Below are 8,715 nucleotides of genomic sequence, written 5' to 3'. Positions count from 1 at the left end.
CAGCCGGATCGCGTACGCGCCCTGGCGAAGCCTCGCCCCCGAGACCCCTGGTCGCACCCGGAGGCGGCCGCCCTGGACCGGCTGTCCGTGGCCGGCTGGCTGCGCTCCCAACACGCCACACCGGCCGTGGTGCGCCTGTGGGACATCGGTCAACTGGCCCTGGCGGGAGGCTCGTACGAACGGATCTCCCTGCTCGCCGCGCTGCGCAAGAGCGCCGCCGTGCCCGGTGGCGGCGACTACGTCTACGACAACTGGGAGGGGCTGCGGCTGGCGGCGGGGTCGGCGACCCTCGCCGAGGTCATGGGCCGCGAGCTGGGCCCGCGCATCCGCCTCGGCTCACCCGTCGCCGCGCTCGACGTCCGGCCGGGCCACTGCACCGTGCGCCTGGTCACCGGCGAGATCCTCACCGCCCGCGCCGTGGTGAGCGCCCTGCCGGTGGGTCCGCTGCGATCGGTCGCCGTCACCGGGGTGAGCGACGCCCGTCTCGGCTCGCTGCACCGGCAACGCCAGGCGACGGCAGCCAAGTTCGCCGCCGTGTACGACCGTCCCTTCTGGCGCGCCGCCGGGCTGAACGGCCTGTCCGAGGCCGAGGGGGTCCTGGGCAGCACCTGGCCGCAGAGCGAGGGTGTGCTGTCGGCGCTGATCCCGCCCGAGCGCTTCGGCGTCCTGCTGGGCACCCCGCCGCAGCTGCGCACCCCGGAGCTGCTCGCCGAGATCGCGGGGATGTTCGGCGACGAGGCGCTGCGGCCGTCCGCCGGCCATCTGCGGCTGTGGGGCAGCGATCCGTGGACGCAGGGCTACGTCACCCAGTGGACCCCCGGCGAGGTCATGGCGGTCGGCCCGCTGCACGGCACGCACGAGCCGCCCTTCTACGTCTGCGGCTCCGACCAGTGGGTCGCCGGATACATGGAGGGCGCGGTCCGCACCGGCCGCGCCGCCGCCGAGGAGGCGCTGCGCCGTGGCTGACGACTCCCGCCTCAACCACATCGACGGCAAGGACGTACCGGCCGCCTCCGGTGCCACCCTGAGGCTGATCGACCCGGCCACCGGGCTCCCCCACGGCACGGCCCCGCTCTCCGGCCCCGAGGACGTGGACGCGGCCTGCCGGGCGGCTCGGGACGCCTTCGAGGGCTGGTCGGTCACGACACCGGCGCACCGGCAGTCCGCGCTGCTGCGGATCGCGGACGCCGTGGAACGGGAGGCGGACGCCCTGGCGAGGGCCGAGGTGACCGACACGGGCAAGCCGCGCGCCCTGTTCCTCGCGGACGAACTGCCCGCGATCGTGGACGTGCTCAGGTACTTCGCCGGAGCCGCGCGGAACCTGCCGGGTGCGGCGGCGGCCGAGTACACCCCGGGCCGCACCTCCGTCCTGCGCCGCGAGCCGGTCGGCGTCTGCGCCCAGATCACCCCGTGGAACTATCCGCTGATGATGGCCGTCTGGAAGGTCGCCCCCGCGCTGGCGGCCGGCAACACGGTCGTCCTGAAGCCGTCCGACACCACCCCGTCCTCCGCCACGCTCCTCGCCCGGCTGGCCGCCGGGCATCTGCCGCCCGGCGTCCTCAACGTCGTGTGCGGCGACCGGGACACCGGACGCCTGCTCGTCGCACACCCGGACGTCCGGCTGGTCGCCGTGACCGGCAGTGTCCGCGCCGGGCAGGAGATCGCCGCCGCGGCGGCGGCCGACCTGAAGCGGCTCCATCTCGAACTCGGCGGCAACGCCCCGGTGCTGATCCACGAGGACGCCGATCTGGACGACGTGGCCGAGCAGTTGTCGTACCTGTCCTTCTACAACGCGGGACAGGACTGCACGGCCGCCGGCCGGATCCTGGTCCACCGGCGGATCCATGACGCCTTCCTGGACGCCTTCGCCGCCCGGGCCGCGCGGCGCGTGCCCGGTGGCCCCGACGACGAGCACGCCGACTTCGGCCCGCTCGCCAACGCCGCCCAGCTCGGCTCCGTGGGCGGCATGCTGGAGCGCCTCCCGGCCCATGCCGAGGTGGTCGCCGGGGGCGCGGCGCTGACCGGCCCCGGCTACTTCCACCAGGCGACCGTGGTGGCCGGGGTCCGGCAGGAGGACGAGATCGTACGGAGCGAGGTGTTCGGGCCGGTCGTCACCGTGCAGCCGTTCGACGACGAGGCCGAGGCCCTGCGCATGGCGAACGCCGTGCCGCAGGGGCTGGCCGCGAGCGTCTGGACCCGCGACCACGACCGGGCCATGCGCGCGAGCCGGGCCCTGCGCACCGGCATCGTCTGGGTCAACACCCATGGCACGACCGTCTCGGAGATGCCGCACGGCGGAGTGCGGCACTCCGGCTACGGAAGCGATCTCTCCCTCACCGGTCTGCTCGACTACACCCAGGTCAAGCACGTCATGCTGTGACGCCTCCGCTCCGGCCCGCCGCGCGGGCCGGGGCGGGGAGGCGACGCGTCAGGCCCGTCCGGATTCCAGAACCTTCTTGAGGGTGGCCAGCTCGGTGTCGACCAGGTCGGTCTGCTCCTTGAAGAAGGAGTCGGTGAACGTGGGCGGCCGGCGGAAGGTCATCATGAACTCGGCTCCGTCGCCGTTGGGGACCACGCGGGCCGGCACCCGCCAGGAGGCGGTGTCGTCGACGTAGTCGTGGTCGAGGATGCCGAACTCGGCGTTCGCGTGCAGCCGCAGCCTGGCCGGCCCGAGCGGGGTGGACATGCGCCACCAGTCGGGGTCGTCGGTGGGCTCGATGGAGCGGACGTTGACCACGGCCCAGGTGGGCCAGTTCGCGGGGTCGGCGAGGAAGGCGTAGACCTTCTCGTACGGGCAGTCGATGCTGACGGTCTTGGTGAGGGAGGGTTCGATGCTCATCGTGCTCTTCTTTCAGGGGTTGTCGGGCGGCGCCGCCGGATGGGCCTCGCCCACCAGCCGTCGGATCCACTCCTCCAGCTGCCGCCGCTGACCGGCGTCGAGGGAGCCGAAGTAGTGGGCGTCGTTGCGGTCGGCGATCTCGGCCAGTTCCGGTACGAGGGCCTGTCCCCGGTCGGTCAGCACGAGCCGGACCGTGCGCCGTGAGGCGGGGTCGGGCTCGCGGCGGACCAGGTCCTTGGCCACGAGCCGGTCGACCAGGCGGGAGACGGCCCCCGGATCGATGTCCATGTGCGCCGCGACCGCCTTGGTGGTGTCGTGACCGTCGAAGACACTCGTCATCACGCCCCACTGGGAGACGGTGACGTCGTGTCCGGCGAGTTCGGCCTCGAACCGGCCGTGGACCTCGTCGGACAGCCGGCGAAGCCAGTAGCCGAGGTGGTCGTGGAGTCCGCTCGTCCTGCTCACACGTCCATCATTGTTGTCGCGACAACTCTTGTCAAGGCAATCGGAGAGAGCGACTACCGGAGAGCCGCGGCGGGCGGGCGTTCCCGCAGCGCGCCGTAGGCGATGAAGTAGGCGGGCAGGCGGCGCACCCGGCGCGACTCGGCGAGCAGGCGGGCGAGGCGCCGGGCCCGGCCCGCGCCGCCGAGGGGCGGCCGGCCCTGGAGGACGGGCGCGATGACCCGGGCGTGGGCCGTCCGCTGGAGGGTCTGTGTGACGACCGTGGTGGGACGGCGGCGGCGCTGCACGGCGCGTACGTCGCGCGGGCGCACGGCACCGCGGCGCAGCGGCTCGGTGAGATGACGGGCGGCGGCCACGGCGTCCTGGACGGCGAGGTTGATCCCGATGCCGAACACCGGGGACATCGCGTGCGCCGCGTCGCCGATGCACAGCAGGCCGGGCCGGTGCCAGCGGCGCAGCCGGTCCACGCGTACGTCGAGGAACTTGACCTCGTCCCAGGAGCGCAGGGCGTGGGTGCGGCCGGCGAGCCATGGCACGGCGGCGGTGAAGTCCGCCAGGAAGCGGTCCAGGCCGGCGGCCCGGCGGCGGCCGTCGGTGCCCTTGGGGATGAGCGCGGCGCACTGCCAGTAGTCCCCGCGGTCGATCATCGCGGTGAGGAAGCGCTCGCCGGCGCCGCCGACGAGTCCGCGCGGGTCGTCCGCGTGCCGTGGCAGGCGGAACCACCAGGCGTCCATGGGGCAGTCGAAGCGGCGCAGGCCCAGTTCGGGCCGGGCGCGGGCGAGCGATCCGCGGCCGTCACAGGCGACGGTGAGGACGGCACGCAGTTCGCCCGTGCGGCCGTCGGCGGTGCGGTAGCGGACGCCGGCCACCCGGCCCGACTCGACCAGGAAGGAGGTCGCCTCCGTGTTCATCCGCAGCCGGAAGGACGGCTCGCGGCGGGCCTCGTCGGCGAGCAGGTCCAGCAGGTCCCACTGGGGCACCATCGCCACGTAGTTGTAGGGGCCGCGCAGCGCCGAGAGGTCCGCGACGGTGACCGCCGAGCGGCCGGCTCCGACGGGCAGTTGGACGGTGCGCACCCGGCGCTGCGGCAGCCGGGCGAAGCGCTCGGCGAGGCCCAGGTCGTCGAGCAGCGCCAGGGTGGAGGGGTGGACGGTGTCGCCGCGGAAGTCGCGCAGGAAGTCGGCGTGCTTCTCCAGCACCGTCACCGCGACACCGGCCCGGGCCAGCAGCAGGGCGAGCACCATGCCCGCGGGGCCGCCGCCCACCACACAGCAGGTGGTCTTCTCCATGACGGTCCCGCCCTTCACGAGAGCAGTAATTCATCGGTCGGTGAATATTATACCCTCGCCGCGCCGGCGGGCCGCAGGCCGCGGTGGATCGGTGTTCCGGAGCCGGTCAGCGGGGCACCCGTGCCGCCCCGCCGGATGGCGACGATCTCCGCCGCGATCGACAGGGCGGTCTCCTCGGGCGTACGGGCGCCGAGGTCGAGGCCGATCGGGGAGCGCAGCCGGGCCAGCTCCCGCTCACTCACGCCCTCCGCCCGCAGGCGCCGGTCGCGGTCCTCGTGGGTGCGGCGGGAGCCCATCGCGCCGACGAACGCCACCGGCATGCCGAGGGCCACCTTGAGCAGGGGGACGTCGAACTTGGCGTCGTGGGTGAGGACGCACAGGACGGTACGGGCGTCGGTCGCGGTGCGCCGCAGATAGCGGTGCGGCCAGTCGACGACCACCTCGTCGGCGTCGGGGAATCGGGCCCTGGTGGCGAATACGGGGCGGGCGTCGCAGACGGTCACGTGGTAGCCGAGGAACCTGCCGGCTCGCGCCAGCGCCGACGCGAAGTCGATCGCGCCGAAGACGATCATGCGCGGGGGCGGCACGCTGGACTCGACCAGCAGGGTCAGGCCGCCCGGGCAGTGCGAGCCGTCCGCCGAGACCTCCACCGTGCCGGTGCGCCCCGCGTCCAGCAGGGCGCGGGCCTCGGCCGCCGCCTTCCGGTCCAGCTCCGGGTGGCCGCCCAGAGTGCCCTCGTACCGGCCGTCGTGGCGCACCAGCAGGGCCTGGCCCAGGAGTTCGGCCGGGCCGCGGGCGACCCGGGCGAGTGCCGCCGGCCGGCCCTCGGCGGCGGTCGCCACGGCCGATCCGAGGACCGTGCGGGCGGGCGCCCGTCCGGCCACCGGCGCGACCAGCACCTCGATCGTCCCGCCGCAGGTCAGTCCCACGGCGAAGGCGTCCTCGTCGCTGTAGCCGAACCGTTCCAGCACGCTCTGCCCGGTCCGGAGCACCTGTCGGCACAGCTCGTACACCGCGCCCTCCACACAGCCGCCGGAGACCGAGCCGATGACCGTGCCCGCGCTGTCGACGGCCAGGGCGGCGCCGGGACCGCGCGGTGCGCTGCCGCCGACGGCCACCACGGTGGCTACCGCGAACTCCCGGCCCTCCTCGATCCACCGGCTCAGTTCCCCGGCCAGGTCAAGCATCCGGCGCTCCCGCCGACAGGACGCGGTCCGGACGGATGGGCAGGTTGCGGTGGCGTACGCCGGTCGCGTGCCAGACCGCGTTGGCGACGGCGGCCGCGGCGCCCACGATGCCGACCTCGCCGATGCCCTTGATCCCGACCGGGTCGTTCGGGTCCGTGTCGTCGATCCAGTCGGCCTCCACCCGCGGCACGTCGGCGTGGGTGGCCACGTGGTAGCCCGCGAGATCGGCGCCGACGGGGCCGCCCGAGGCCCGGTCCCGGAGCGCCTCCTCGTGCAGGGCCATGGAGATGCCCCAGATCATGCCGCCCACGAACTGGCTGCGCGCGGTGAGCGGGTTGACGATCCGGCCCGCCGCGAAGATACCGAGCATGCGCCGCACGCGCACCTCGCCGGTGCCGACGTCCACGGCCACCTCGGCGAACTGGGCGCCGAAGGAGTGGCGTTCGGCGGGGGCGAGCGCGCGGATGGCCTCGGTGGTGTCGGAGCGCACCGTGATGCCCTCCGGGGGGATGTCGGCGCTCAGGGCGAGCCTGTCGCGCAGTTCCTCGGCCGCGGCCGTGACCGCCCATGACCAGGAGCGGGTGCCCATGGAACCGCCGGCGATCATCGCCGGGCCGAAGTCGCTGTCCCCGATGCGGACCCGGACGCGCTCCGGGGGCACCCGCAGCGCGTCGGCGGCGACGAGGGTGAGTGCGGTACGGGCCCCGGTGCCGATGTCGGCCGCGGCGATCCGGACGGTGAAGCCGCCGTCCGCTTGGGCGGTCACGGCCGCCGTGGACGGCGCCGCGCCCGCGGGGAAGGAGGCCGCCGCCGTGCCGGTGCCGAGCAGCAGGCGGCCGTCCCGCCGCAGCCCGGGGCGCGGGTCCCGGTCCGCCCAGCCGAACCTGCGGGCGCCCTCCTGGAAGCAGGCGGCGAGATTGCGGCCGGCGAACGGCAGGCCCGAGACCGGTCCCCGGTCGGGTTCGTTGCGCAGGCGCAGTTCGATCGGGTCGATCCCGCACTTCTCGGCGAGTTCGTCGAGCGCGGCCTCCAGGGCGAACGAGCCCGGCGCCTCGCCCGGGGCGCGCATGAACGTCGGGGTCGGCACGTCCAGCCGTACCACGCGGTTGGCGGTGTGGTGGGCGTCGGCGTCGTACATCACCCGCGCCACCCCGGCGCTCGGCTCGACGAACTCGTGCACGGTGGAGGTGGCGTTGACGCTCCGGTGCTCCAGCGCGCGCAGCCGTCCGTCGGCGTCGGCGCCGAGCCTGATCCGCTGGGTGGTGGGGCTGCGGTAGCCGGCCAGCGAGAACATCTGGCGGCGGGTCAGCACGACCCGCACCGGCCGCCGCAGGACGGTCGCGGCCATCACGGCGGCCACCTGGTGGGCCCGGACGCCCTTGCTGCCGAAGCCGCCGCCGACGTGCTCGGAGCGCACGCGCACCGAGGCCGGGTCGAGCGAGAAGAGGTTCGCGAGTTCGCCGATGACCCAGGTGGCGCCCTGGTTGGAGTCGACCACCTCGAGCCGGCCGCCGTCCCAGTGAGCCGTGGCGGCGTGCGGTTCCATGGGGTTGTGGTGCTCTTCGGGGGTGGTGTACTCGGCGTCCAGGACGACGGCCGACGCGGCCAGTTCGGCGTCGAGGTCCCCCTTCCCCGTCACCGCCGGCATATGGCCGTCCGCCGGGTACGCGTCCGGGCGGTCCCCGCTGAAGTCGATGTCGTGGGGCTCCTGTTCGTAGTGCACGACGAGTGTCTCGGCGGCCTCCCTGGCCTGCTCGGACGTCTCCGCCACGACCAGCGCCACCGGCCAGCCCAGGTGCGGCACCCGGTCGTGCTGGAAGACGGCACAGGTCGGATCGGGGCGCGTGCCCAGCAGGGTGGTGTACTCGGTGTTCACGCGCGGGGCGTTGCGGTGGTCGAGCACGGCGAGGACGCCCGGCATGGCGAGGACCGCGTCGGTGTCGAGGGCGCGGATCCGGCCACGGGCGACCGTGGAGAGCACCAGCCAGCCGTGGGCCAGGTCGGCGAAGGGGATCTCGCCCGCGTAGCGGGCCGCCCCGGTGACCTTGTCCCTGCCCTCGACGCGGGTGTGGGCGGTGCCGACGGAGGGCGCCCGCGTGGGCGTTCCGGTGGTGACGGTGGTCATCGGGCGGCCTCCTCGGCGAGTTCGGTGAGCACGGCCACGACGAGGTTGCGCATGAGGGTCACCTTGTATCCGTTGTGCGGCAGTGGCCGTGCCGCCGCCAGTTCGGCGTCGGCCGCGGCGGCATAGGTCTCCGCGTCGGCCGGTGCCCCGGTCAGGACGCGTTCGGCGGCGACGGCCCGCCAGGGCCGGGAGGCGACCGCGCCGAAGGCCAGGCGCGCCTCGTGCACGACACCGTCCCGGACGTCCAGCGCGGCGGCGAGCGAGCCGATGGCGAAGGCGTACGAGGCGCGCTCGCGCACCTTGCGGTAGCGGGAGTTGGCGGCGACCGGGGCGGGCGGCAGGACGACCCCGGTGATCAGCGCGCCCGGTGGCAGCGCGGTCTCGCGGTGCGGGGTGTCGCCGACCGGCAGGTAGAAGTCGCCGAGCGGCAGTTCGCCCGGCCCGTCGGCGGTCTCGAAGTGCACGACGGCGTCGAAGGCGGTGAGCGCGACGGCCATGTCCGAGGGGTGTACGGCCACGCAGTGGGCGGACGCGCCCAGGATGGCGTGGTTGTGGTGCTCGCCCTCGACGGCGGGGCAACCGCTGCCCGGGACGCGCTTGTTGCAGGGCTGGGTCACGTCGGTGAAGTAGCCGCAGCGGGTGCGCTGGAGCAGGTTCCCGCCGACCGTGGCCATGTTGCGCAGCTGCCCGGAGGCGCCGGCCAGCACCGCCTGGGCCAGCGCGATCAGTCCTGGTGGATGCGGTTCCGAGGGCCATACCCGCAGGTTAGCCAGGGGTGGGCGGTGTCCCAACCGAACCCCGGAAATTTGCCCG

The 8,715-nt window shown here is 74.4% G+C and carries 8 protein-coding genes; 2 read left to right on the top strand and 6 right to left on the bottom strand.

Annotated elements, in window-relative coordinates; all coding sequences use genetic code 11:
* Both ACWEN3_RS34610 and ACWEN3_RS34605 read left to right on the top strand, forming a co-directional pair.
* Positions 1-966: flavin monoamine oxidase family protein (locus ACWEN3_RS34610; protein WP_452979102.1), on the top strand; the 966-nt coding region annotated here is incomplete at its 5' end.
* Positions 959-2,380: an aminobutyraldehyde dehydrogenase gene (locus tag ACWEN3_RS34605; RefSeq protein ID WP_452979100.1), complete on the top strand. Its 1,422-nt coding sequence runs from the start codon at positions 959-961 to the stop codon at positions 2,378-2,380. The genes ACWEN3_RS34610 and ACWEN3_RS34605, both read left to right, overlap by 8 nt.
* 48 nt (positions 2,381-2,428) lie before the next feature.
* On the opposite strand, the gene ACWEN3_RS34600 is transcribed toward ACWEN3_RS34605, so the two are convergent.
* The 6 genes from ACWEN3_RS34600 to ACWEN3_RS34575 form a co-directional block, all read right to left on the bottom strand.
* The gene (locus ACWEN3_RS34600) at positions 2,429-2,839 is read right to left on the bottom strand and encodes an SRPBCC family protein (RefSeq protein WP_452979097.1); all 411 of its coding nucleotides are present in this window, start codon (positions 2,837-2,839) and stop codon (positions 2,429-2,431) included.
* A gap of 12 nt (positions 2,840-2,851) precedes the next feature.
* Complete coding sequence (locus ACWEN3_RS34595) at positions 2,852-3,304, bottom strand: MarR family winged helix-turn-helix transcriptional regulator (RefSeq protein WP_452979094.1); 453 nt, start codon at positions 3,302-3,304, stop codon at positions 2,852-2,854.
* A gap of 53 nt (positions 3,305-3,357) precedes the next feature.
* Positions 3,358-4,590: an FAD-dependent oxidoreductase gene (locus tag ACWEN3_RS34590; RefSeq protein ID WP_452979092.1), complete on the bottom strand. Its 1,233-nt coding sequence runs from the start codon at positions 4,588-4,590 to the stop codon at positions 3,358-3,360.
* 47 nt (positions 4,591-4,637) lie between these two features.
* Positions 4,638-5,777 (bottom strand): XdhC family protein, encoded by a 1,140-nt coding sequence (locus tag ACWEN3_RS34585; RefSeq protein ID WP_452979089.1) that lies wholly within the window; start codon positions 5,775-5,777, stop codon positions 4,638-4,640.
* Positions 5,770-7,902 carry a xanthine dehydrogenase family protein molybdopterin-binding subunit gene (locus ACWEN3_RS34580; protein WP_452979086.1) on the bottom strand — a complete coding sequence of 711 codons (2,133 nt, stop codon included), beginning with the start codon at positions 7,900-7,902 and terminating at the stop codon, positions 5,770-5,772. The genes ACWEN3_RS34585 and ACWEN3_RS34580 overlap by 8 nt, the downstream gene beginning before the upstream one ends.
* The coding region (locus tag ACWEN3_RS34575; RefSeq protein WP_452979084.1) for an FAD binding domain-containing protein at positions 7,899-8,715 on the bottom strand (817 nt) is incomplete at its 5' end. The genes ACWEN3_RS34580 and ACWEN3_RS34575, both read right to left, overlap by 4 nt.

The organism is Streptomyces sp. NPDC004561 (assembly GCF_053602155.1).
This window is presented reverse-complemented; position numbering and strand designations above follow the sequence as displayed.